This is a genomic window from Niallia sp. FSL W8-0951 (assembly GCF_038006525.1).
In the GTDB taxonomy this organism is placed as follows: Bacteria; Bacillota; Bacilli; order Bacillales; family Cytobacillaceae; genus Niallia; species Niallia circulans.
On record NZ_JBBOVK010000003.1, the window covers coordinates 282,078 to 307,814 of the forward strand.

Annotated in this window: 26 protein-coding genes and 2 riboswitches; of the genes, 21 read left to right on the forward strand and 5 right to left on the reverse strand. The window is 36.6% G+C overall.

The genetic code is table 11. From position 1 onward, the window contains the following. Positions 1-259: 259 nt before the first annotated feature. The 7 genes from NSS71_RS23680 (at position 260) to NSS71_RS23710 (ending at position 6,022) form a co-directional block, all read left to right on the forward strand. The gene (locus NSS71_RS23680) at positions 260-511 is read left to right on the forward strand and encodes a hypothetical protein (protein ID WP_047944217.1); all 252 of its coding nucleotides are present in this window, start codon (positions 260-262) and stop codon (positions 509-511) included. 272 nt (positions 512-783) lie between these two features. Beyond that, positions 784-1,326, forward strand: coding sequence for a helix-turn-helix domain-containing protein (locus NSS71_RS23685; protein WP_047944216.1), 543 nt, complete (start codon positions 784-786; stop codon positions 1,324-1,326). Between the two features lie 45 nt (positions 1,327-1,371). Further along, on the forward strand, positions 1,372-2,478 hold the full coding sequence (locus tag NSS71_RS23690; protein ID WP_047944214.1) for an ABC transporter ATP-binding protein: 1,107 nt from the start codon (positions 1,372-1,374) through the stop codon (positions 2,476-2,478). After that, positions 2,468-3,265 (forward strand): ABC transporter permease, encoded by a 798-nt coding sequence (locus NSS71_RS23695; RefSeq protein WP_047944213.1) that lies wholly within the window; start codon positions 2,468-2,470, stop codon positions 3,263-3,265. Before NSS71_RS23690 ends, NSS71_RS23695 begins: the two co-directional genes overlap by 11 nt. 1 nt (position 3,266) lies before the next feature. Then, complete coding sequence (locus NSS71_RS23700) at positions 3,267-4,070, forward strand: ABC transporter permease (RefSeq protein WP_047944212.1); 804 nt, start codon at positions 3,267-3,269, stop codon at positions 4,068-4,070. Further along, positions 4,067-5,140 carry an ABC transporter substrate-binding protein gene (locus tag NSS71_RS23705; protein WP_047944211.1) on the forward strand — a complete coding sequence of 358 codons (1,074 nt, stop codon included), beginning with the start codon at positions 4,067-4,069 and terminating at the stop codon, positions 5,138-5,140. Before NSS71_RS23700 ends, NSS71_RS23705 begins: the two co-directional genes overlap by 4 nt. A gap of 96 nt (positions 5,141-5,236) precedes the next feature. After that, entirely contained in the window at positions 5,237-6,022 is a 786-nt protein-coding gene (locus tag NSS71_RS23710) for a divergent polysaccharide deacetylase family protein (RefSeq protein ID WP_047944210.1), read from the forward strand. 199 nt (positions 6,023-6,221) lie between these two features. Here the strand turns inward: NSS71_RS23710 and NSS71_RS23715 are convergent, their stop codons facing one another. The 5 genes from NSS71_RS23715 to mgtE form a co-directional block, all read right to left on the reverse strand. Then, positions 6,222-7,727, reverse strand: coding sequence for a mechanosensitive ion channel (locus NSS71_RS23715; RefSeq protein ID WP_341152088.1), 1,506 nt, complete (start codon positions 7,725-7,727; stop codon positions 6,222-6,224). A gap of 303 nt (positions 7,728-8,030) precedes the next feature. Further along, positions 8,031-8,690, reverse strand: coding sequence for a potassium channel family protein (locus tag NSS71_RS23720; RefSeq protein ID WP_047944208.1), 660 nt, complete (start codon positions 8,688-8,690; stop codon positions 8,031-8,033). Between the two features lie 177 nt (positions 8,691-8,867). Continuing rightward, a complete protein-coding gene (locus tag NSS71_RS23725) occupies positions 8,868-9,320 on the reverse strand; it encodes a Dps family protein (RefSeq protein ID WP_172865829.1) in 453 nt (150 codons plus the stop codon). A 276-nt stretch (positions 9,321-9,596) separates the two neighbouring features. After that, positions 9,597-10,757 carry an FtsW/RodA/SpoVE family cell cycle protein gene (locus tag NSS71_RS23730; RefSeq protein WP_144545978.1) on the reverse strand — a complete coding sequence of 387 codons (1,161 nt, stop codon included), beginning with the start codon at positions 10,755-10,757 and terminating at the stop codon, positions 9,597-9,599. A gap of 154 nt (positions 10,758-10,911) precedes the next feature. Next, a complete protein-coding gene (mgtE, locus tag NSS71_RS23735; protein ID WP_095257993.1) occupies positions 10,912-12,270 on the reverse strand; it encodes a magnesium transporter in 1,359 nt (452 codons plus the stop codon). Positions 12,271-12,497: 227 nt separating this feature from the next. Then, a riboswitch (purine riboswitch) is annotated at positions 12,498-12,596 on the forward strand. Positions 12,597-12,659: 63 nt separating this feature from the next. Here mgtE and NSS71_RS23740 point away from each other — a divergent pair. The 14 genes from NSS71_RS23740 (at position 12,660) to NSS71_RS23805 (ending at position 25,735) form a co-directional block, all read left to right on the forward strand. Then, positions 12,660-13,994, forward strand: coding sequence for a 5'-deoxyadenosine deaminase (locus tag NSS71_RS23740; protein ID WP_341152089.1), 1,335 nt, complete (start codon positions 12,660-12,662; stop codon positions 13,992-13,994). 99 nt (positions 13,995-14,093) lie between these two features. Then, positions 14,094-14,231 carry a hypothetical protein gene (locus NSS71_RS23745; protein ID WP_176474081.1) on the forward strand — a complete coding sequence of 46 codons (138 nt, stop codon included), beginning with the start codon at positions 14,094-14,096 and terminating at the stop codon, positions 14,229-14,231. A gap of 310 nt (positions 14,232-14,541) precedes the next feature. Beyond that, a complete protein-coding gene (locus NSS71_RS23750; RefSeq protein ID WP_047944203.1) occupies positions 14,542-15,318 on the forward strand; it encodes a hypothetical protein in 777 nt (258 codons plus the stop codon). Positions 15,319-15,345: 27 nt separating this feature from the next. Beyond that, positions 15,346-16,062 carry a DNA/RNA nuclease SfsA gene (gene sfsA, locus NSS71_RS23755; RefSeq protein ID WP_341152090.1) on the forward strand — a complete coding sequence of 239 codons (717 nt, stop codon included), beginning with the start codon at positions 15,346-15,348 and terminating at the stop codon, positions 16,060-16,062. An 80-nt stretch (positions 16,063-16,142) separates the two neighbouring features. Continuing rightward, positions 16,143-16,341: riboswitch (cobalamin riboswitch) on the forward strand. A 126-nt stretch (positions 16,342-16,467) separates the two neighbouring features. Continuing rightward, on the forward strand, positions 16,468-17,430 hold the full coding sequence (locus NSS71_RS23760) for an ABC transporter substrate-binding protein (protein WP_341152091.1): 963 nt from the start codon (positions 16,468-16,470) through the stop codon (positions 17,428-17,430). After that, entirely contained in the window at positions 17,417-18,454 is a 1,038-nt protein-coding gene (locus tag NSS71_RS23765) for a FecCD family ABC transporter permease (protein WP_341152092.1), read from the forward strand. Before NSS71_RS23760 ends, NSS71_RS23765 begins: the two co-directional genes overlap by 14 nt. Next, positions 18,454-19,920, forward strand: a complete 1,467-nt coding sequence (locus NSS71_RS23770) for an adenosylcobinamide amidohydrolase (RefSeq protein ID WP_341152093.1) — start codon at positions 18,454-18,456, stop codon at positions 19,918-19,920. The genes NSS71_RS23765 and NSS71_RS23770 overlap by 1 nt, the downstream gene beginning before the upstream one ends. After that, on the forward strand, positions 19,917-20,879 hold the full coding sequence (gene cbiB, locus NSS71_RS23775) for an adenosylcobinamide-phosphate synthase CbiB (protein WP_341152094.1): 963 nt from the start codon (positions 19,917-19,919) through the stop codon (positions 20,877-20,879). The genes NSS71_RS23770 and cbiB overlap by 4 nt, the downstream gene beginning before the upstream one ends. Further along, a complete protein-coding gene (gene cobD, locus NSS71_RS23780; protein ID WP_341133243.1) occupies positions 20,854-21,945 on the forward strand; it encodes a threonine-phosphate decarboxylase CobD in 1,092 nt (363 codons plus the stop codon). Before cbiB ends, cobD begins: the two co-directional genes overlap by 26 nt. Then, positions 21,915-22,466 carry a bifunctional adenosylcobinamide kinase/adenosylcobinamide-phosphate guanylyltransferase gene (locus tag NSS71_RS23785; protein WP_341152095.1) on the forward strand — a complete coding sequence of 184 codons (552 nt, stop codon included), beginning with the start codon at positions 21,915-21,917 and terminating at the stop codon, positions 22,464-22,466. Before cobD ends, NSS71_RS23785 begins: the two co-directional genes overlap by 31 nt. A gap of 2 nt (positions 22,467-22,468) precedes the next feature. Next, positions 22,469-23,974 carry a cobyric acid synthase gene (locus NSS71_RS23790; RefSeq protein ID WP_163185669.1) on the forward strand — a complete coding sequence of 502 codons (1,506 nt, stop codon included), beginning with the start codon at positions 22,469-22,471 and terminating at the stop codon, positions 23,972-23,974. After that, a complete protein-coding gene (gene cobS, locus NSS71_RS23795; protein ID WP_163185667.1) occupies positions 23,971-24,765 on the forward strand; it encodes an adenosylcobinamide-GDP ribazoletransferase in 795 nt (264 codons plus the stop codon). The genes NSS71_RS23790 and cobS overlap by 4 nt, the downstream gene beginning before the upstream one ends. Continuing rightward, the gene (locus NSS71_RS23800; protein ID WP_095258000.1) at positions 24,723-25,349 is read left to right on the forward strand and encodes a histidine phosphatase family protein; all 627 of its coding nucleotides are present in this window, start codon (positions 24,723-24,725) and stop codon (positions 25,347-25,349) included. The genes cobS and NSS71_RS23800 overlap by 43 nt, the downstream gene beginning before the upstream one ends. After that, complete coding sequence (locus NSS71_RS23805) at positions 25,298-25,735, forward strand: bifunctional adenosylcobinamide kinase/adenosylcobinamide-phosphate guanylyltransferase (protein WP_047944192.1); 438 nt, start codon at positions 25,298-25,300, stop codon at positions 25,733-25,735. The genes NSS71_RS23800 and NSS71_RS23805 overlap by 52 nt, the downstream gene beginning before the upstream one ends. Positions 25,736-25,737 lie beyond the last annotated feature (2 nt).

The window sequence follows — 25,737 nt, forward strand, 5'->3', positions numbered from 1 at the left end:
GGAAAGAGGAAGAGGTGTTCAATATATTGAAATAAACCTTTTGCCCTATTAACAATTGGGATTTTGAAACGTATTATCTATTTTTAAAAAAAATAGCATAAAAGCCTGTAATTTTTATAAAGGATTAGTATGCTTAACTTAGCAGACTTAGACAGTATATATGGTTTATGGAAAATTTAGACGAAAAAGAATAGTTATGTAAGGGAAAAGAAATCTGTTAATAGCTGCAGTAAAATGGGAGCAATAGGAGGAATAAAGATTGAAGCAATATTCCAAACTACGAATTACGGAAAAAGATGAAAATATTTATAACGCACTGTGTGATTTGTATAAGGAAAAAGGGGGAAAGGTAGGGATTGGCCCTACAGAGATTGGAATAAGAGTTGGTAGAGATTCCTATGATGCTTCTGCATATTGCAATGCATCTTTAAAAAAGCTGATTCATTTTAAAAAAATTGAAAAAATAGATAACGGAAAGTATATACCACTAGCGACAGGGAAAGAAGAGTAATAAAAGGTCGCAGTTGCCTCATAAAAAATGTTGTAGAGCGGTGTTTTGTTTACAAACACTACAAGCTTTAAAACATTATGTTATGGGGCATTTTTGCTTTATAGAAATAATTTATATGAATGCTATTGGAAAATAGTTCACAGAGCGAAAAAGGGATTGAAAGTTAAAGAAATTAATGTATAATAACTGGGTATAACTAAACTTTAAGTTTAGTTATACAAAACTTTTGTGCCTTCAAGTTTACTATTTCTAAACAAAAAGTAGGTTGAATCATGGAAATTGGAAAAAAAATAAAGAATTTACGGTTGAAAAAAGGGTTAACACAAGAAGAATTAGGAGAAAGAACCGATTTAAGCAAGGGATATATATCTCAGCTAGAGAGAGACTTAAGTTCTCCTTCCATTGAGACATTCTTTGATATTTTAGAAGTGTTGGGATGTTCACCGAAAGAATTCTTCGACGATGAAGAGCGAAAGCAGAAGGTTGTTTATACAGAGGAAGATATAACAGATTTTCTTGATGAAGAGAAAGGGTATCGGATTCAATGGCTAGTTCCTGAATCAAATGAAAAAGAAATGGAACCAATACGGCTATTCTTTTCTAAAAATGGAGAATTTAAAAAATTTGAACCTTCTTTATCAGAAACATTTGCATACGTAGTAGAAGGGGAAATTCTGTTGAAATTAGGCAGACAAGAGTATCGGGCTAAAAAAGGGGAATCTATTTACTATCATGCTACAGAGGAACATCAATTAATAAATCTAGCAGATGATGTTACGGAATTAATTCTTGTAGTCACAGATTCTTATTTATAGGAAGAATTCATAAACAATAAAAAAATAAATGAAGAGGGGGATATTATGTCTGAGCAGCATATTATTCAATTTGAAAATGTAACAAAGAGCTATGATCAAGATACGACCGTTTTAGAAAATGTAAGCTTTGAAATTGAGCGAGGAAAATTTTATACATTGCTTGGTCCATCTGGCTGTGGTAAAACGACTGTTTTACGATTAATTGCTGGATTTATGGAACCGACAGAAGGAAATATTTACTTTAACGGTAAGCTGATTAATAAAATACCAGCAAATAAAAGACAGGTAAATACCGTTTTCCAAGATTATGCGCTATTCCCCCATTTAAATGTATTTGAAAATGTGGCCTTTGGTCTTCGTATAAAAAAATGGAAGAAGCAAGTAATTGAAGAAAAAGTAAAAGAGGCTCTACGTTTTGTTAACTTGGAAGGCTATGAGAATAGAGAAATTAGTGAGATGTCTGGTGGACAGAGACAACGTGTTGCAATTGCAAGAGCTATTGTAAATGAACCAGAAATTATTCTTCTCGATGAACCATTATCTGCACTTGATTTAAAGCTTCGTACAGAAATGCAATATGAGTTAAGAGAATTACAGAGAAGATTAGGGATTACTTTTATCTTTGTGACACACGATCAGGAAGAAGCTTTGGCCATGTCAGATGAAATCTTTGTTTTAAATAAAGGACGCATTGAGCAAAGCGGAACACCAACTGACATTTATGATGAACCAATTAATCGTTTTGTAGCAGACTTTATCGGGGAATCGAATATTGTACCAGGGACGATGAAAAAAGATTTTGTTGTTCATTTTGGCAGTAAAACTTTTGATTGTGTCGATGGTGGCTTTGACGATAATGAAGCTGTTGAAGTAGTTATACGCCCGGAGGATTTAGAAATTACTTCTTTAGAAGCAGGTAAATTAAAGGTAAAGGTAGACTCTCAATTATTTAGAGGCGTACATTACGAGATTTGTGGGTATGACGAGGATGGAAATGAATGGCTTGTTCACTCTACAAAGAAAGCAACGGTAGGAACCGAAATTGGCCTTTATTTTGAACCAGAGGCTATTCATGTTATGCGCCTTGGAGAAACAGAAGAAGAGTTTGATAAACGACTAGAAGCGTATGAGGGGGCAGCCAATGAAAAGTAGTACTAAATGGTATACGGTCCCTTACTATCTTTGGATTGTACTTTTTGTTATTGCTCCAGTTGCACTTGTTGTTTATTATTCTTTCTTTGATATTGAAGGGACATTTACGTTTGAAAATTATCAGAAGTTCTTCACACCAGTTTATTTGAAAATGACGTTAAGCTCCTTTTGGTATGCTTTTTTAATAACGTTCTTTTCCTTAATTATTGCATATCCTACTGCGTATTTATTAACTAAAACGAAGCATAAGCAATTATGGCTGTTATTAATTATTTTACCATCATGGATTAATCTTCTATTAAAGGCATATGCGTTCTTGGGGATATTTGGAACACATGGTGCAGCCAATCAAATGCTCAATTTCCTTGGAATTGGGGAACAACAAATACTCTTTACAGACTTTAGCTTTCTATTTGTAAGTGTGTATATCTTTATTCCTTTTATGATTCTGCCTATTTTCAATGCATTAGAGAAGATGAATCCTAGCTTAGTTGATGCGTCCCAGGATTTAGGAGCGTCATCTTGGACGACATTTAAAAAGATTGTCTTTCCTCTAACATTAAATGGAGTAAAGTCTGGGTGCCAAGCTGTATTTATTCCAGCTCTATCCCTATTTATGATCACTCGTTTAATTGCAGGGAACCGTGTTATAACATTAGGTACTGCGATTGAACAGCATTTCCTGATTACACAAGATTGGGGAATGGGTTCGACGATAGCTGTATTTTTGATTATTAGTATGATTATCATCATGGTTCTTACGGGGAACAGAAAGAGAGGGATATAAGATGAAAAAGCTATCAAAATGGTCTGTATTGTACTTATGCATTGTTTTTATCATATTATATGCCCCTATCTTTTATTTGATTTTTTACTCTTTTAATAGCGGGGGAACCATGCATGATTTTGATACCTTTACATTTGACTGGTATAAGGAGTTGTTCCAAGATACACGATTGCTCATAATCGTTTTAAATACGATTATTATTGCTCTTTTGTCTGCAGCCGTATCAACTATTATTGGAGTACTTGGGGCTATTAGTATTTCTATGATGAGAAAAAAGGGCTTAAGGAATTCTATTTTGTCTTTAAACAATGTGCTTATTGTAAGCCCTGATGTTATTATTGGTGCTTCCTTCTTAATCTTTTTTACGATCATTGGAATTAAACTAGGATTCTTTTCGGTTCTGTTGTCACATATAGCTTTCTCAATTCCTATTGTTGTGATTATGGTTTTACCTAAGCTGGAAGAAATGAGTCCGACTTTGGTCGATGCTGCATTAGATCTTGGAGCAAGCTGGAAGGATGTATTGACAAAAGTCATTATTCCTTATATTTCACCAGGAATATTTGCTGGTTTCTTTATGGCATTAACCTATTCTTTAGATGACTTTGCTGTAACATTTTTTGTAACAGGTAATGGATTTACCACCTTATCTGTAGAGATTTATTCTTTAGCACGACGAGGGATCTCTTTAAATATTAATGCATTATCGACCTTATTATTCTTATTTACGTTGCTTCTGGTCATTGGTTACTATTTCATTACGCAACGTGTTAATAAAACTCCACAAGCGGGGGTGAGAAAATGAAGTCTCTCATTCGTGGATTAATTGTTATTTTTGCACTGTCCTTCATCCTGCTATTTATTGTTCATCAATTAAATTCAAGCAGAGGATATACGAGTGGTAAGACATTAACGGTATATAACTGGGGAGATTACATTGATGCAGACTTAATTTCTAAATTTGAAGAGGAGACAGGGATTAAGGTTATTTATGAAACCTTTGATTCCAATGAGGCAATGATGACAAAGATTCAGCAGGGAGGAACAAGCTATGATATTGCGATTCCCTCTGAATATATGATCGATAAAATGAAGGAAGAAGATTTATTAATTCCGATTGATCATTCGAAGCTTCCTAACTTGAAAAATATAGACAGTCGATTTATGGATCTTTCCTTTGATCCAGACAATAAATACTCGATTCCTTATTTCTGGGGAACGGTAGGAATTGTTTATAATCCAGCCATGCTTGATAATAAGAAAATTACTTCTTGGAATGATTTATGGGATAAGGATTTAAGAAATAAAATTATGCTGATAGATGGTGCAAGAGAAATCATGGGTATGAGCTTAAATAGCTTACATTATTCTTTAAATGATAAAAATCATGATCACTTGCGGGAAGCAAAGGAAAAATTGGATACTTTAACACCAAATGTAAAGGCAATTGTGGGTGATGAAATTCGTATGCTCATTGAAAATGAAGAAGCATCAATCGGTGTTTTATGGTCTGGAATGGCTGCTGAGATTATGTGGGAAAATGAAGATGTAGAATATGTTGTCCCAGAAGAAGGATCTAATCTATGGTTCGATAATATGGTTATTCCAAAAACAGCCAAGAATATCGATGGGGCTCATCAATTTATTAATTTTATGCTAGATGCTGAAAATGCGGCCCAAAATACAGAATATGTCGGTTATTCTACTCCTAACAAGGCAGCAATGGAATTTTTGCCAGAGGATATTACAGGGGATGAACGTTTCTATCCAGATGAAGAAATGACATCTAAATTAGAAGTATACGAAAATCTCGGTCATCGTTCTCTAGCAGAATATAATGATTTATTCTTGGAGTTTAAGATGCATCGGAAATAATGAAAACAAGACAGTTCGCTGAATTTTTAGCGGGCTGTTTTTGTATGTAACCACCTGTTATAGAAAATACTAACGAAAAACAAGGTAGGTTATAACATGAAAAAATTAATATGCTTCTTCTGTTTTTTTACGTTTCCGCTGGGAATCTTCGCTCAGGAGGCAGCGCCATCTAAAAATCAAGTTAGAAAAGAGCTTGCCATCGTCATTGATGACTTTGGTAATAATATGAAAGGGACAGATGAGATGCTCAATCTACCTGTTCCTATTACGGTAGCGATTATGCCTTTTCTATCTACAAGTAAAGAAGATGCCATTCGTGCCCATAAAAAAGGACATGAAGTGATTGTTCATCTGCCGCTAGAGCCAAAAAAGGGAAAAAAGAGCTGGCTTGGACCAGGTGCTATCACAACAGATTTATCGGATCAAGAAATTAGAAAACGGGTAAAGGATGCGATTGAAAGTATTCCTTATGCGGTTGGAATGAATCATCATATGGGTTCAAAGGCGACAGAAGATAAAAGAGTAATGAGGATTATTCTAGAAGAATGTCGAAATCATAGTCTTTATTATTTAGACAGTAAGACAACAAGCAATAGTGTCATAAAGGAATTGGCCGAGGAAATAAATGTCCCTTATTTAGAAAATGATCTTTTTTTTGATCATATATATACAAGTCAATATATTAATAAGCAAGCTAGTCGATTAGCGAAAAAGCTAGATACAGAACAGGAATTTATTGCGATTGGCCATGTCGGAGTTTCTGGGCCAGCTGTAGTAAGTGTTTTAAAGGAGTACATTCCACTTTATCAAAAAGATGCTGATATTGTACCGCTTTCGACTCTAGTAGAAGGCTATGAACTGTTGGATACAGACATACCATAATTTATATAAGAGCAAAACCATCACGCTATACCGAATAATGAAATTGGTATATAACGCTGGTCTATACTCTCCTAATTAGATTAAACTATGAAACGGGTTTCATAACAATAGGCGTTTTGAAGATATTGTAAAAATACATCGTCTTACCTATATAGAAAAAGGACAGACGAGAATTTTTCGCCTGTCCTTTATAGCTTGGTTAGCTATTTAAAGGATTATCATCATTTGGTTTTTGAATAGAAGTTTGTTCCATTTTTCTATCCAGTTTATCCAAACGTTTTTTAGCAAATTCTTTGCCGCCAAGTCCAAAGGCAAGACCAAATGCTAGTGCAAGACCGCCAAGGATTAAGATAAAGGCAGCGTTGACAATAGAAGAAGCTACCTTTAATTGGTCAAGTGCCATAAAGACAGACAAAGTGATAATCGCATATTTTGCGATAATTGGTAACACTTTAAAGTGGCTGCCTTGTAAAACGCTGCTTAGTAGTTTCTGCACAAGATAACCTAGCCATAAGCCGATGCCAATAATGACAATAGCAGCAATCACCATTGGTAAATAAGCAATAACAGCCGTAGATAGTGTAACTAAAAATTCAAGTCCGACAATATTTAAAGCTTGTACAGCTAATAAGAAAATAATCAGAATTTGAACAATTGTCCCAATAATGTTTGAAATACTAGTATTAGCGTTTAAGCCCATTTTTCGCACATACGTATCTAAGCTTAGTTTAACTAATAAAGTAACAACCATTTGTTTTACCCATTTTCCTATCCAAATACCAATTAAGATAAGGAAAATGGCTGTCGCAATATTAGGAATCATTGTCAGAATATCATTTAGCATGTTAATGGCTGGCTGAGAGATTCCTTGAATGTCCAATTTCTCAAGCGCTGAAATAACAGTTGGAATGAGAATTAAAATGAAAACAATGTTCCCGATAACAGAAGATAAGCTTACGTTATCAAGAAGCTTGTTAATACCTAAGCGTTTAGCTAAGGCTTCTGTGCCGATTGCTTGTAGGAAGTTTGTTAGAATCGTACGCACCATTTTTGCAACAAACCAGCCTACTAAAACGATTAATGCTGCTGCTAAAAGTTTTGGTAAGAAAGCAAGCATGTTTTGAAGCATATTAGCAAATGGTTCAGAAACACCATATAAATTAAGGGCACCTAGGATAGCAGGTAAGAATAATAAGAGTACTAAATAGAATACAATATTAGCTACTTTATCCATTATGTTTTGTGGGTTATTCTTTTCTGCAAGATTCCATTTCTGTAATCTCTCATGAACCTTTAAGGTACTTCCTGTCTTTTTAATAAGATATCTTAATCCGGAAGCAACTACCCAGGCAATTAATAGAATTAATGCTGCCTTTAAAATATTTGGTATTGCTCCTAGAATGGTGGAAAGTAGATTTACCAACGGAGATGTAATTACCGTTAAATTTAATATATTAAAGAATAGGGTAAAGACAAAAACTAATAATAGATAGAAAACAATCTTACTAATTATCTTTTCAGATGAATATTTTTTGGGTTTGCCTTCAGGGAAAATTTTCTCATCAACATTTGTTTTTTGCAGTCCTTTATAAAGGGCTTTTTCAATGATTTTTGCAATAATCCACCCGATAATTAAAACGACCACTGCTAGAATAAAATCAGGTAGCTTGTCCCAAAAGGAATTCCAATTCCAGTTATAGTACATACTCTTCACTCCTTGATTTAAATTAGGCATTTTAAAGAATGTTGTTCGTATAGAAATGAAATAAGTTAATTTTTACATAAGTAAAATTATTTGTTCCGATGAGCTTTAGAAAATTGATACGTTTCCTATTAAAAACAACAAACTTTAATCAGCCTTAATGTATTCTACTTAATACCCAGTGAGGATAGGATTAAACGTTGGATAAAATGGAGTTTAAGGTAGGAAAGGATCAATAAAAAAAGAGAAGACTGAATGAAAGCCTTCTCCTAAGGAGTGATTTTCTATTATGTTTTTCTAAAAAGATTATCTTAATGCTTTTTCCTCAAATTTATATAAACAGTCATTACTGCCAACCATAATGAGGATATCGCCCTGATGGATTACTTCATTTGCGGATGGAGAGACAATTGTTTCTCCTGCTCGTTGGATGCCAATAATAGTACATCCATAATTAGCACGGACATCTAAATCTAAAATCGACTTATTATGTATTTTCGGAGAAGCTACCATTTCCACAATTCCGTGTTCTTTTGAAAGCTCGATATAATCAATCATACTATCAGAAACAACATGGTGGGCAATTCTTTTTGCCATATCCTGTTCTGGATGAATGACGCGGTCAGCACCGATTTTTTCTAAAACGCGTTTATGATAGACATCGGCTGCTTTCACCCAGACCTTGCTAAGACCCATCTCTTTTAACAGCATGGTCGTAAGGGTGCTAGACTCGACGTCATCTCCAAACGAAACAAAAGCGTGATCAAAATTCCGAATACCGATTTGCGTTAGTGATGCCTCCGTAATATTTGTCATTTGCACACAAAGGGTAGCGAAAGGTCGATATTTTTCCACTTTCTCAAGAGATTGATCAATGGCTAATACTTCCGCTCCCATTTTATGAAATTCTTCCACTAAACTACCACCAAAGCTGCCTAATCCTATTACAACAAATTGTTTTTTCATATTTATCCTCCTAGGGATGAAAAATACATACTTTTGCCATCATTATACTTTTTTATCGAAAAGAAGGAAAATGATTTTTCTTCTTTTCAGAGATAAATAGGGAGAAGAAGCTTTAAGGGAAAATAAAAAACCACTTTTTCGTTAAGAAGACGAAAAAGTGGTTGATTCATTCCAATATTATTCAGAAAGGTATGCAGTTAACATCCATAAGTGTTTTTCAATTTTGCCAATTAAATCAATGGCTAAATCATTGGTAATCACATCTTCTAATTCATCTGCATGTGCTGCTAGTGCTTTTAATTGTGTATTAATATGGCTATAATCCTCTACTAAAGATTTCACCATATCATTTGCAGATCGTTTTTCCGTACTTTCTTGTAATGTGGAAGTTTCCATAAATTCTTTTAATGTAGAAACAGGTTTACCACCAATAGCAAGCAAGCGCTCTGCAAGTTCATCTACTGCTTCACCAGCTTCGTCATATAACTCTTCGAATTTTTCATGAAGTGTGAAGAAAAATGGTCCTTTTACATACCAGTGATGTTGATGTAGTTTTGTGTATAATACGCTCCAGTTAGCAATTTGTACGTTTAGTTCTTTTTGTAATTCTACTTTTGTTTGTAATCCCATGTTTAACAAACTCCCTTCGACTGATTATATATTAATTATAACAAATTCTAAATTAAAATCAATACTTATTTATAATTATTTTAATTTAGTTTTTATTACAATCAGATAAAACATAGTCATCTTTTTGCTGCTAAAATTTCTTTATAGTTTTTGTTGTTCTATTAAAATATATACCCTAATTACAGAGGAAAGAAAACAAAAGGGAGAAAGATTTCATCAAATGGACAAATATAAAAAAAGACTCAGCGATGCGCGGAGTCTAAATGTTCCTTATAATTAGAAAGAAAGAGATTTAGAAGAAAACATATAAGACTTATGGTGATAACGAATACTAAATATGAGTCCCATTGCCATTAAATTGCACATTAGAGAGCTGCCCCCATAACTTATAAACGGAAGGGGAATCCCTGTTATCGGCAATAATTGTATAGTCATTCCGATATTCTCAAAAACGTGGAATGTAATCATACTAATAACCCCGACACTTATATAAATACTGTAGGGATTGGCTGTTTGCAATGCAGTTCGAACTAGGTGGAATATTAAAAGAAAATAAAGAATAATGACAATACTGCCCCCAATAAATCCGTACTCCTCCCCAATAATCGTAAAAATAAAGTCTGTATGTCTTTCGGGAATATACACTTCCTCTTTTCCTAAGCCTTTACCACTAATAAGTCCAGAGCCTATCGCCATCAGCGATTTGACTAACTGCAAGCCATCATCGCCAGCATTATGAGGATCTAGCCAGGAATTAACACGAGCGAATTGATAGGGATCCACTCCTAGATATTTTTCTAATAGTTCTCTTCCGAAGATAGCTAAGTATAAAACAATGGAACCAAATGCTGCAGCAGCACCATATAAAGGAATGAGCAGTTTCCATGAAATTCCTGATACTAGCATCATTCCAATTAATATAGCCATTAACACGAGTGTAGTCCCAAAATCCTGCAAAATGACTAATGCTATTGGAACACCAGCTACGATCGCCAGTTTACACATCAAAATAAAATCTGTTCGCAGAGATTTATGAATGGTTTTGACATTATGATTATTTATAACTTTAGCAATCGCTAAAATATAAAAGACCTTCATATATTCAGACGGTTGAATACTGCCAATATGGGGAATGACATACCAACTTTGCGCTCCGCCTCTGCGTGGAGTAAATGCCGTTTCTGGAGCAACTAGAAGACCGATTAATAAAACGGCCCCTATTCCATACAAAATCCAAGTGATTTGTTGAATCTGCTCATTATCAAAATACATAATAATGGCAATTACAACCGCGCCAATAACATACCACATAATTTGTGATTGTAAGTAAGCAGCGTTCGCGCTGTATATAGCAATACTGCTAACTAGACAAAATAACATAAGCAAAAGACATAATGTCCAATCAAATCTTTCAGAAAAAACATTTCTTGTTCTCATTTCTGCAAACCCCTAGTCCAAATTTCTTACCTATTTATATAGACGGAAATGGAAACAGAATTGTTTCCTTATTTTTCATAATCGATAAAAAAAGATAGTTGGAAAAAATAGACAGGATTTAAAAGGACTGCCTTTTGACAGACAGTCTTTTCTTTCACATTAAATGGGCAAGAAAAATTTGTGCGATTCCGAAGTAAATAAATAACGAAAATATATCATTAAGAGTTGTAATTAATGGTCCAGACGCTACTGCTGGGTCAATATTTAACTTATAAAGAATAATGGGAATAATAGTGCCGGATAGCGTTCCAATGATAAGCGTACAAATTAAAGAAAGACCAACGACTAAGCCAAGCATGAGATCGCTTTGCCAGACATAGGCAATAATCGTAATAATAACGCCGCAGGTAATCCCAATGATCAAACCAACTAATAATTCCCTAAAAATCAGTTTTGTTACAACTGCTTTATTAATCGTATTAGAAATAAGTCCGCGAACAACAACAGCTAATGATTGTGTTCCCGTGTTCCCAGTCATTCCAGAAATCATCGGCATAAAAAAAGATAATGCTACAACTTTTGTAAGAACATCCTCATAATTGCTTATAATACTGCCAGATACAACCCCAATAAAAAGCAGCAAGATTAACCAAGGAAGTCTTCTGTAGGCTGCAACAGATGCTTTTGTATCAAAGTCTATCGATTTACCTGAAGCTGAAAGCTTTTCGATATCTTCATTTGCTTCTTGAAAAACGACATCAATCATATCATCAACTGTAACAATCCCCATTAAGATATTTTCTTCATTAACAACGGGAATGGCTAAGAAATCATATTTTTGGATGGTTTGCGCTACTTCTTCTTGGTCCTGATCCACTGTTACACTAATAACCCGTTCATACATAATGTCACGAATTTTGTCCTGCGGTTCAGCAATCAAAAGATCACGATAGGAAACAACACCAACTAATTTTCTATTCTGATCAATGACGTATAAATAGCTTAATGTTTCCGCGAAATCTGCAAACGATTTTAGTTTATCGACAGCTTCACGCGTAGTGTAATAGTCACGAATCCAGACAAAACGATTCGTCATAAGACGTCCAGCAGTTTCATCTGGGTAGTTCATTAAGTTTTGTACAATAATGGATTCTTCTTTTTTCATTCCAGAAAGGAGTTCTTTAATTCTTTCTGGTGCTAGTTCATTTAAAAGGGAAGCTAGGTCATCATTGTCCATTAAATCTAGAACTTTCCCTGTTTTGTCCATTCCTAATGTATTTAGAACTTCCAGCTGTTCCTCTTTATCCAATTCCTCCAAGAGATGGGCTAATAAGTCGACTTTTAAGAAAAGCAAAAAACGAGCCCTATGCTTATCGGGGAGACTCTCATAAATTTGAGCTATATCATATGGTTGTAGCTCATCAACGATGGATTCAAATTCAGATTTTTTATTATCTTTTAGTGTCTGAATGATGTGAAGTGTGATCTGATTTTCTGTCATTTTGTGTATCATACTTCTCACTCTCCCTTCCGATGTTTATAGGCTATTATTCGACATATACCCTGTTTTATTATATGTAATTAAGTGAAAGAATGAAATGGATAAATCTTTGTAAAAAAGGAGATTTTGAGAAAAAACAGATCCCTTGAAAAAACATTGTTAAGTTTTCTGACAATTAACTTGAAAAGAATTGCCTCTCGACTAAAATAAGGGTATAACATGCATGACCGCAGGCAACTGCTGCTATTGCGCCTTTTTTTCGTATATCCTTAATAATTGGGTTAAGGGTCTCTACTGGAAACCGTAAATTTCTTGCTACGAAAAATATGCTTTGAACTAGCATATTTTTCGTAGTTTTTTTGTGTTTATGCGGAAATTTAAACAAGCATGGGGGAGTTTAAATGGGAAATATGTTAATCAAAAATGCACAGATAGTCACAATGAATCAAGCAGAAGAAATTATAACCGGAGATATTTATATAGAAGGGAATATCATTAAGGAAATAGGAGAGAATCTTGAAAAAAATCACGTAGATAAAATGATTGATGCGACAAATAGAACGGTAATTCCTGGGTTTGTTCAGACTCATATTCACTTATGCCAGACACTTTTTCGCGGAAAAGGGGATGATCTTGAGCTAATGGATTGGCTTAAACAAAGGATCTGGCCACTTGAGGCTGCTCATGACGAGGAATCTATTTATTATTCCGCCATGCTTGGTATTGGAGAGCTATTGGAAAGCGGGACAACAACGATTGTTGATATGGAAACGGTTCATCATACGGAACATGCTTTTCGCGCACTTGCGGAAAGTGGAATCCGGGCTCTTTCTGGAAAGGTAATGATGGATAAAGGGGATGAAGTCCCCTTAGCATTGCAGGAATTAACAGCGGAGTCTATTCAACAGAGTGTAGATTTATTAGAAAAATGGGATGGCTTTGATAATGGAAGAATTCAATATGCCTTTTCGCCAAGATTTGTGGTTTCTTGTACGGAAGAGCTATTAAAAGAGGTGAAGATTCTTTCAGATAAATATGGTGTAAAAGTGCACACCCATGCCTCAGAAAATAAGGGAGAAATTCAAATCGTGCAAAAAGAAACAGGTATGAGGAATGTGGTGTACTTAGATCATCTCGGTTTAGCAAATGACCGCTTGATATTGGCGCATTGTATTTGGCTGGATGAAGAAGAAAAGCGGATTATTCAAGAGAAGGGTGTCCATGTTAGTCATTGTCCCGGCTCTAATTTAAAGCTAGCATCAGGGATAGCTGATACACACCATCTTACTTGCAATCATGTTTCCGTCAGTTTAGGGGCAGATGGGGCTCCGTGTAATAATAACTTGGATATGTTTAATGAAATGAGATTAGCTGCACTTATTCAAAAGCCAATACATGGACCAACAGCGATGGATGCGAGAACAGTGTTCCGCATGGCAACCTTAGGCGGAGCAAAAGCAGTCGGACTTGAAAAGGAAATTGGCAGTCTGGAAATTGGCAAGCGAGCAGATTTAGCTATTTTAAACCTGCAAAATTTTCATACCTTTCCGTCCTATGATGTTGATCCTATCTCAAGAATTGTCTATTCCGCAACACGAGCAGATGTAGAAACAACCATTATAGACGGTAGAATAGTAATGGAAAATAAAATCATGAAAACAATAGATAAAAGTATCGTGCTAAAAGAAGCGGATAAAAGTATGAAAAGATTGTTAAGCAAAACAACCATAAGTTGAGCTGGATTTGATTGACACCGTTACTAGGATTTTGGAAAATTGCGTTATTCCATTTCCTAGTACGGTGTATTTTTGTTGGGGGGAGGTAAGTGGTCGAGATTGGCTGATAAAATCAATTATTTAGCTAAAAACATTAAAATTCATCTAAAAACGACTATTACTGCCCCTTTGAACAGCACAAAATTAACTAAAATCGCTCTGATGGATGTCTCTTGGCTGAATAATCCGCAATATTAATGAATATTCCAGTTAGCTTTCTCCTAAATGATTCACATGCCAAGTATTCACTTCCTTTTTTTTCTAAATTTTAGATTATGTAAGCTATTTTTCCTCTTTTTTGTTAAACTAAAATGGTTACAATAAGTACAACTAGATGTATGATGGATAGTATGTATAAGCAGATCATGGAATTTAAATATAATATATAAAACAAGAGAATATTTCTTGTCATGATTTCGATAAAATGGAGTAAAGGCAATTTCGGTAACAAGAAAGTAAGCTAAAGCTCTTTAAGTTTACAAGCTAATAATGTTTGGAGGTTTACTTGATGAAAAAAGGTAATAATGATATTCGAGATGTGGTTTATATCCATCTAAATGAGAAAGAACGTTTTGTGCTTTCTTATGGTATAGAGTTTAGAGAGTTTTACAGGATTCTTGCTGATACTCTTGCCTCTATTTTGTTGTTAAAGCATCAGTTTGAAGATGGAGAATTTCATATACATACTCAGTTCGAATATGTTCCAAACAATAAATTAGCATCGTTATCGATGGAAGATGTTTATGGATATGGGGACTTTGTATGGGTCGATTTTGATGAGACGGAAACATTAGATATTTTAGAAGGGCAAACGATTGCGGAACTCTTGTATTTGGGACATAAACAGGAGCCTTTAAAAAAGCCATTTTTTCAACAATTAAACAACCAATATGCCTATTTAGCTCATGATGACGGCTGGTTTAATAAAATTTATTATAAAAACATGGAGTCCTTTTATCAATTATTTTGTGAGGTTATTGCAAATAAAGTGACAGAACTTAAATTAGAGAAAGCGTTGTTGGGAATTAAAAAGAAAAGGCTTTATCCGCCTCTTCCGAAAGAAATTGTAACAGAGTTAAAACGTTATATGAGTGAGGGCATGGTACTATCTATTGAAAAAGCCTATCAAACACGATTGAAGCTGGAGATACCAATTTGGGTTTTAGGGGATTTTGATAATATGGATGATATGTATGAAGAATATGAGAAGAACGCTAAGAAAAAAAGTGATGCTTTACTTGTTTTTGATAAAAAATTAAGAGAATGGCAATTAGCTATCGTTTAATTGGTGACGAATATGAGGGGAAAAGTAATGGTAAGCTTTCCGGCAGCATTAAAGAAAATGACGTTTGTGGAGCGCCCTAATCGGTTTATTTTACACTGTTATAATCAGGAAACAGAAGAAATAGAAAAGGTCCATTTGGCAGATCCAGGGCGGCTGATCGAACTTTTAGTTGAAGGGGCTGTGATTTATGTTCTTCCGAGCATGAATCCTAATCGGAAAACAAAGTGGACGGCTGTATATGTGGAATCAAATAGACTGCTTGTGTCAATAAATACTACGTATCCTAATAAGTTAGTCGAATTAATGTTAAAGGAAGCCATGATAGAGGAGCTTTCTACTTATCATTGGGTTAAGTCTGAATATACCTATGGTAGTTCACGATGGGATTTCTTATTAAAAGATATAAAAGGCAATCAGCTGCTTCTCGAAGTAAAGAGTGTCACCTTAGCGAGCAATGGAATTGGGATGTTTCCAGACGCTGTTACCAAAAGGGGTTCTAAGCATGTGCAAGAATTAACTGCTATTGCGAGAGAAGGAATAATAAAAACAGCTATTTTATTTGTTGTGCAGAGAGAAGATGTGGAAATAGTGACAGGAGCAGCTGCAATTGATCCAGTATTCGCAAAAAGCTTGGAAGAAGCTGCACATGCTGGGGTGCAATTATTAAGCTACACCTGCATATTGTCAGAGCAGGGAATAGCATTAGGCCATGCGGTTCCTGTCGACCCATTTTTAAAACTTTAGTAAAGGAATATATTTATTTACACATCCTTTAATTGTATAATCAGAAAAGACGAAAAATAAAATAGATAGATGATGGTGAGACTTTTGGGAAATGGTTGATGAGGAATTCTTTAGCCTTTTTACCAGAAGTCTCTTAAAAGGGAAGTTAGTGAGAATCTAACACGGTCCCGCCACTGTAAATGATTGCAGCATGGAAAAGTGCCACTGTACGGATGTATGGGAAGGCTTCATGTGGTGAAAATCATGAGTCAGGAGACCTGCCATTCTCTATACACCAAATAAACCTACGAGGATAGGGAGGTGTGGAGCACTTTGAAAATATTTTTGAAGACATCCCAACATCTCTATGGACAATGATAGAGATGTTTTTTATTTTTCCCATATTTATTTAGGAAGGTGAACTAGATGAAAAAGTTTTATTCCATACTGTTAGCGATGCTGCTCGTTGTAGGTGTGCTTGCAGGTTGCGGAGAAACGAAGACAGAAAATAAGCATAATAAAGAACAAACTACTACAGAAGAGGCTAGCTTCCCTGTCACCATTAAGGATGGATTGGATCAAGAAGTTGTAATAGAGAAAAAACCAGAAAAGATAGTTTCCTTAATGCCTAGCAATACGGAAATTATATTTGCGCTTGGGCTAGGGGAGGAGTTAGTTGGAGTTAGTGACTTTGATAACTATCCAAAAGAAGCGGCAGAAAAAGAGAAGGTAGGCGGGATGGATTTTAATGTGGAGAAAATAATCTCTCTAAATCCAGATGTAGTATTAGCACATGCATCGAGCGCCCATAATTCTACGGAAGGCTTGCAGCAAATCAGGGATGCGGGCATTGATGTTGTTGTTGTGAATGATGCCACTTCTTTTGAAGATGTTTATAAAAGCATGGACATGATTGGACAAGCCACTGGAACAGAGAAAGAGGCAAACAAGCTTGTTGCTGATATGAAAGAAAAGTTAAGTGCTATCAAGGAGAAAGCAGCAGCCATTTCCGATAGTGATAAAAAGGCAGTTTACATAGAAGTAAACGCGGAACCAAATTTATTTACGACTGGTAAAAAGACATTTATGCAAGAGATGTTAGACACTATTCGCGCAAATAATATCATTTCTGAGGAAGGCTGGATTCAAGTGGATCAAGAGGCAGTAATTGCAGCTAATCCGGATGTTATTATTACTACTTATGGTGCCTACTCAGAAAAAAGTCCAATCGAGCAAATTAGCTCGAGAAAAGGCTGGGAAAAGATAAATGCAGTAAAGGAAAAGCAAATAGTAGATGTAGATTCTGACACAGTAACTCGTTCTGGTCCTCGTTTAGTCGATGGAGTAGAGGCAGTTGCCAAAGCGGTGTACCCGGATGTTTTTAAATAAAAGAAAAGCGGCTTATGTTTATGCCGCTTTTTTTCTCCTTTTTGCGATTGTGATGGGAATATCCATTGGAACGATCTCTGTCCCTGTTTTATCAGTATTAAAAATATTTGCAAGCTACATTGGACCAGAAAGCATATTAACGAATGTCGATCCCATGCATGTTAATATAGTTCAAAATATTCGCCTCCCTAGAGTGCTTTTGGCAGGACTTGTCGGTGCCAGTCTTTCCATAGCGGGAGCTGCATTTCAGGGATTATTAAGAAATCCATTGGCAGACCCATATACACTTGGGGTTTCATCTGGAGCATCGGTTGGAGCCGTTATTACGTTATTTTTCCACTTTACCATTCCGTTTCTTGGCGGATTGACTTTGCCATTTATGAGTGTATTATTCTCCTTTCTGACGATATTATTTGTCGTTTTTTTTGCAAAAAAAATGGACCCTGCCATGCGGGTTGAAACAATTATTTTAACGGGCATCATTATTGGTTCTTTTCTAAGTGCATTTATTTCTCTTATGATTGCATTAACAGGGAACGAACTACGCCAAATTATAGGCTGGTTACTTGGAAGTGTCTCTATGAGAGGATGGGAATACATTAAAATTATCCTGCCTTTTTTTGTAGTTGGTTCCGGTCTCCTTCTTTCGCAAGGAAAGGAATTAAATGCTTTAGCATTTGGCGAAGAAAGAGCCCAGCATTTAGGGATCCATGTACAGAGAAGAAAAATGGTTATTTTGCTGGCTGGTTCCATGTTAACAGGTGCGGCTGTTGCTGTATCTGGTACGATCGGATTTATAGGTCTTGTGATTCCACACTTTGTCCGGATTATCGTAGGTCCTGATCACAGACATTTAATGGGAGTCTCTCTTTTTGCTGGCAGTGGTTTTATGATTTTGGCTGATTTATTGGCTAGGACGATTATCTCTCCGACAGAACTCCCGATAGGGGTCATAACAGCTATAGTAGGTGCTCCAGTGTTTGCAGGATTATTAATGAGAAGAAGGAAGAGGAGTTTAAAATAATGCTGAATGTACGAAATCTCTTTTTTCAATATGAAACAAAACAAATTTTACAGAATATTTCTTTTTCTGTGAATAAAGGGGAAATGATTGGTATCCTTGGGCCAAATGGCAGTGGGAAAACGACTCTAATGAAAATTATCAGCGGTATTTTAGCCCCGCGAGAGGGACAGGTGGAGATAAAGGGCACATCCATTGACCAGTATAAAACAAAAGAATTAGCAAAGGTAGTCGCCGTGCTTTCTCAGCATGTGAATGAATCATTTTCCTATACTGTTCGAGAAATTGTATCGCTCGGGAGGTATGCACATCAATCGGGGCTGTTTCAGTCCTGGACTTCTAAAGATGAAGAAGTAATCACACGAGTAATGAAACAAACGGGGGTCTTTGTTTTTCAAGACAAGTCTATTCATGCATTGTCTGGCGGGGAAAAGCAGCGTGTTTATTTGGCTCAGGCCCTGGCACAAGAGCCAGAAATCCTTCTGTTAGATGAACCTACTAACCATTTGGATCTATCCTACCAGAAGGAGTTATTGGATAGCTTAAGAGAATGGAGCAGAGAAAAAGACCTAACAATTGTTTGTATCTTTCATGATTTAAACTTGGCAGGATTATATTGTGATCGACTCCTTTTATTACATGATGGAAAAGTAGAAGTAGATGCCTCTCCTTCTGATGTATTGCAAGAAAAAAGAGTGAAAAGAATCTATAAGACAAATGTGAAAAATACTTTTCATCCAAGCATACCAGCTTCTCAAATAGCGCTTGTGCCAAGAGAGCTAGAGAGAAAGAAAGTTCAAATAGATACAACGGCAATTACTGTTACTTCAGAAAGAGTAGAAATGAAGGCTCCTTTCCCATTATACACGCTTTCATCTGGCGTAACGGGTGCTGGGATGGGCTGGTATAAAAACTTTGTAAACCGCCATGTAGATAAGACATACCGCTGCGAGGATTACCGGAAAGACATGTACGAGTATTTGCTTCAAAATGGCTTTAGCCCACAAGAGACAGTCGGAATGATGACAGCTGTTCATACAGAAGATGCAGCCTATCAGTTATTAGAGCAAGGGGATTTCTCTGTCATGATTGTGGTAACAGGTGGAGTAGGAAATGCTGTCGATGCAGCTAAGACAAACGCGCATTCATCCTCGTTCCATCCAGAGACCATTAATACTTGGATTTTTGTCAATGGGACATTATCAGAGCAAGCCTTTTTGCAAAGTGTCATTACTGCTACCGAAGCAAAAGCAGCCGTCTTGCGTGATCGGAAAATAAAGGATATGGAAACAGGAACTATTGCAACAGGTACATCAACAGATAGTATATCGGTCGCTGCCACTCAAGTAGGAACATACCTTGAATTTGCCGGTACGATTACTTCACTTGGGAAGTGTATAGCAGAAGGGGTCTATCACTGTTTAACAAAGTCATTAGATAAAAGGGATAGGAGGCTGGCAGCTAAATGATCGGTCATTTAATCAGCATTACCATTGCGATTATTTTAGATAAGTTGATTGGGGATCCTCCAAGCTGGCCACATCCTGTGAAAGGGATGGGAAAGTTAATTTCCTATTTAGATCAAAGATTAAATAAGGGGAGAAATCGGCAGTTAAAAGGATTATGGATGCTCATGAGTGTTTTAGTGCTTACCTTTTTGCTTAGCTGTTTCCTTGTTTATATTAGCTATCAGCTTCATTGGTGGATCGGCGTAATAATAGAAGCTCTACTTATCGCCACAACCATTGCCCAGAAGAGTCTGAAGGATGCTGCGATAGAGGTCTATGAACCATTGCAGGCTAATGATCTAGTGCTGGCAAGAAGAAAGCTGTCTTATATTGTGGGAAGAGATACAGAGCAGTTAGAGGAAAAAGAAATTGTCCGGGCAACGGTAGAGACTGTGGCAGAAAACACTAGTGATGGCATTACAGCTCCACTGTTTTGGGCATTTATTGGTGGTGCTCCTTTCAGTCTTGTATATAGGGCCATTAATACATGTGACAGCATGGTTGGTTATAAGAATGATAAATATAGAGAATTCGGGTATTATGCTGCGAAATGTGATGATATTGTTAACTACTTGCCGAGTCGAATAACAGCAATGCTTTTGCTTTTGGTTAGTCGTACTCCTTTCCATTCGAAAAAGGAAGCCTGGAAGCTGCTTTTCCAAGATGCGAAGAAGCATCCATCTCCAAACAGCGGCTGGGGGGAAGCAGTAACTGCTATTCTCCTTGGCGTACAGCTCGGTGGGATTAATTATTATCGAGGACAGAAATCAGATCGGGCTAGAATGGGAACAGCACTGCAGCCTTTAGGAAAGAAACATATTATCGAGTCGACTAAAATTGCTAATAAAGCAGTTGTTTACTTCTATCTTTTTTTATTTATAGGAGGAATTGGATTTGAACTGGCCAATGCATGGAGCTAATCCCCAGTATATATATGAAAAGACAAATCTAGAAATGCCAGTGGATGCAATTGATTTTAGTGCAAATATTAATCCATTAGGACCTCCGCCGATTTTATTAAAGAAGTGGAATGACCTTTTTCAGACCGTTCATCTTTATCCAGATCCTTTTGCAAGTCGCCTAAAAGAAAAAATTTCAAACCACTATGGAATTCCTTCCAAGCAGCTTTTGATTGGAAATGGAGCTGCGGAAATCATTTCCTTATTAGGGAGAATTCTGACGGGAAAAAAGGTATTGCTTCTTCAGCCAGCCTTTTCTGAATATGAAGAAGTGTGCCGGATTAATAATTGCGACATCTATCATCATTATTTATTCGCAGAAACAGGATGGGAGCTGTCTCCCGCTAAATTGGAAAAGGATATTCGTCAAGTCGATGCTGTATTTTTATGTAATCCTAATAATCCAACAGGGATATTTTATCCGAAGAAATTAGTAGAAGAGTTATTGGATATTTGTATGCAAAACGATTGTTCCGTTGTTCTAGATGAAGCTTTCTATGATTTTGTAGTTGGATATGAGGATATGCTTCCGCTCTTAAAAAATTACCCAAATCTCATTATTTTACGTTCTTTAACTAAAATGTACAGTATACCAGGAATACGCCTAGGCTACGTATTAGCATCAGAAGAACTAATTGCACAACTGCAGCATTTGCAAACACAATGGAGTATAAACGGAATTGCTTTAAAGGCTGGCGAGTTATTAATAGAGCAGGAGGAGTTTCTAAAAAAAACGCAAAGCTATATAGAAGAGGAGAAGAAAAAGCTATTTTCCTTCTTTAAGAATGAATATTTTGCGTACTCCAACTCTGCTGCTAATTATTACTTGTTAAAGGATCCAAGGTTAACGGATCAAAAGGAATTCCTTACTTTCCTGCTAAACAATGGCATCATTGCAAGACATACATATAATTATCCAAGTTTAGAAGGAAGCTGGCTGCGGTTTGCGATTAAAAGCATGGAACAGAATCAGCGATTGCGGGGAGTGTTAACTAAATGGAAACAAAATCATCCATCATCTTTGTAACTGGTGGCGTGAGAAGTGGAAAATCTTCGCTTGCTGAGAGATTGGCAATCAAATATGCGCAAGATGAAAGAGCAGAATTGCATTATATCGCTACTGCTGTCATTACGGATGCTGAAATGGAAGAAAGAATTATCAGACACCAACAAAACAGAGAGGTACAAAAGGTGAAATGGAATAGCTATGAAAAGCCAGTTGATATTGGGGAGTTAGCGGCTGTCTTTACAAAAAAGGATGTTGTTTTGCTCGATTGTTTAACCGTTTTGGTCAATAATGAACTTTTTTTCCAAGATAAACAACAGGAAGGGATAGAGGGAAAGCTGAAAAAGGATCTAGTAGAACTAAGCCGAAGTTGCCGTTATCTTATCCTTGTTAGTAATGAGGTTACATATGAACCGTCTCTCGATCCAGCTGTACAGAAATATTGCAGGATTTTAAATCGGCTGCATCATTTTCTCGTACAGCATGCACATGAGGCATATCTAGTAGAAAACGGAATCGCACAACGGAAGAAGGGAGGATAAGAATGAAGGGTGTGATGATACAAGGGACTTCATCTGATGTGGGGAAAAGTCTGATTGCGACTGCTTTATGCAGAATGCTAGCAAATGAGGGAATAAAGGTAGCGCCATTTAAATCACAAAATATGTCGAACAACTCTTATGTCACAGTAGATGGAAAAGAAATTGGAAGAGCACAAGGAGTGCAGGCGGAAGCAGCAAAGATAGAGGCAACAGTTTGGATGAATCCAATTCTCCTAAAACCAAGATCTGACTTCCAATCAGAAGTTGTCCTGCTTGGAGAAGCAAGTAATACTCTTTCAGGAAGAGGGTATCGTGAACAGTTTTATGAAGAAGGCATTCGTGTTATTCAAAAAAGTCTTCATTACCTGCAAAGGAATTATGAGATGGTAATCATGGAAGGGGCGGGAAGTCCAGTAGAAATAAATTTAAAAGATAGAGAGCTTGTAAATATGAAGGTGGCAGCAATGGCTGACATCCCGGTTATTCTCGTTGCTGATATTGATCGCGGCGGTGTGTTTGCGAGTATTGTTGGTACCCTCTCCTTATTTTCAGAAGAGGAACGAAGCAGGGTAAAGGGGATTATTATTAATAAATTTCGCGGTGATGTCACGCTTTTTGAAGATGGTGTGCAATGGCTGAAGGAGAAGACCGGCATCCCTGTTCTCGGAGTTCTTCCTTTTATTCATAACCATATGATTGAAGGAGAGGACTCCTTGTCTATACGGGAGAAAAGAATAGCAACTTCACAAGAAGTGCTTGATTTAGCAGTAGTAAACAATCGTTATATGTCTAATTTTACGGATATAGAACCATTTTTCCTAGAGGAAGATGTTACTATCCGTCTGATTGATAAAGGCGAAGATTTAGGAAAGCCAGATGCAGTCATTATTCCAGGTACAAAAAGTACGATAGAGGGTTTAAGAGAAATGAAAAGCAATGGATTAGATGTCCAGCTTAAGCGCTATTATAAAGAAGGCGGCAGAGTAATAGGTTTATGTGGAGGCTATCAAATGCTGTGTTCTGTCTTATTGGATCCGTATGGAGCTGATACTGGAATCGCAGGCGAAGAAATAGAAGGGCTGGGGCTTATACCTGCAAAGACGGTGTTTGAACAGAAAAAAGAAACAATTCGCGTGGAAGGTAGTTATCATCCCTTCACAAAGCTATCCTCAGAAAAAATAGAGGGGTATGAGATTCATTTAGGTAAAACAGAGTATGAGAATTCTGCCGAAAGATGTCCGTTTCTATTACTTAATAATAGGGATGAGGGTTATTATCGAGAAGACGGAAAATTGATAGGAACCTATATGCATCATCTTTTCTACAACGATGTGTTTCGTAATACATGGTTAAATCAGATACGACTGCAAAAGGGCATGGCAGAAAGAAAAACACTGTTTATGCGAGAGCAAAAGGATAAACGCTTTGATGCGCTTGCTGATGAGATGAAGAGACATCTTGATTGGGAGAAAATATGGGAAATCCTTCAAGCTGGTGATGACCAATGAAAAAATGGTGTATTGGTTTTTTAGTAAATATACAGTTCTTTACGGCAATACCAGTGAGAAAGGTGCTGCCGATGGAAGGGGAGTTTCTGCAGAAAAGTATAAAAACATTCCCTTTGCTAGGCCTTTTCCAAGGCTTTATTTATATGGGGATTTTCTTTTTGCTAAATGAATATACTCCATTTACAGCTCTCGCCGTTGCTTTTATTGTTTGGATCAGTACGATTTTATTAACAGGCGGACTTCATTTAGATGGCTGGATGGATGCAAGTGATGCTTATTTTTCTTATCAAGATGCAAAAAAAAGATTAGAAATTATGAAAGATCCTCATGTCGGTGCCTTTGGTGTTTTGTCTGTCATTCTTTTATTGAGTACGAAGTTTTTTTTTATCTATGAAATCGTGACACATATGCAAGAATTCACCTATTTTTTTGTGATGCTCTTGCCATTCTTTTCTAAAGCGGTAATGGGCTGGAGCTTACTATTTGTTCAAGAGGCAAAAAGGGACGGACTCGGCGCATACTTTAAAAAGTCTGTCCAAGGGCAGCGCATGTTTTTTTATAGTGGATATATTGCAGCTGTTTTGCTAGTTTTCTTGTTATTGTTTCCCAAATGGCTGCCATTATTCTTTTTGTTTCTTTTCGTGAGCATCGGCTGCTACTTATTATTCAGCCGATTTATGAAACAGGCTTTTGGTGGATTAACAGGTGACTTATTAGGTGCAAGTGTAGAAGGGACGGAAATGGCACTATGGGCGACACTATGGTTATTGCATTACTTCGTCATGGGCTAACGGCTGCAAATGAACGAAAGGCATATATTGGCTGGACGGATGCGCCTTTAAGTGGAAAGGGAAGAAATATGCTTTATGAAAAAGGAAGGCCAGTGTCTAAATATGACTGGATAAGTACAAGTGATTTATTGCGGACGAAAGAGACAGCAGCATATTGGTTTCCTGAACAGATTCTGCACAGTGTTTCTGCTTTTCGTGAAATAAATTTTGGGGATTGGGAAGGAAAAACATACGAACAATTAAAAGAGTTACCTGAATATTGCAAATGGTTAAATGCTCCATTTACTAATGCTCCAACAAATGGAGAATCTTTTGCAGAGCTGATAGAGCGAGTGGATAGGGGCTGGAATCACTTAATTAAACAGAGTACTCGAAATAATAGAATGGCGGTAGTTACACATGGCGGTGTCATTCGATACTTGCTTAGTAAATATGGTGTAACAGAAAGGGATTTTTGGGATTATACGATTTCTCCTGGTGAAGGTATCGAGTTAATTTGGTCCCACAAAGAAAGTTTTAGGAGGAAGGAAAGATGCACTTTATTACAGGAGGTAGCTTTCACGGGAAAAAAAGCTGGACAGTAACATTTGCAAGAGAGCAGGGATTTACAGAAGGAAAGGTTCTCCGTCTATTTGATGAAAAGGAAATAAACATGGCAAATAATGAGAAGGGTTCTTTCTATAGGATAGAAGGACTAGAGTGGATGATCAAAAATCGTCTGCAGGAAGAAACATTGGAGCAAACAGTCGATTATATAGAAAAACTAGTGGAAGCTTTGCTTCAATGGGAAAGAGAAGAGAATAATCGCTGCGTGTTTATAATTGGCAGTGATATTACAAAAGGCGTTGTTCCGATTGATAGAAGAGATCGCTTGTGGCGTGATGCCACAGGGCTGATCTTTCAGCGAATTGCTGCTGCTGCAGACAGAGTAGATGTTATTTGGTATGGGTTAAATGAGCGGTTAAAGTAGTG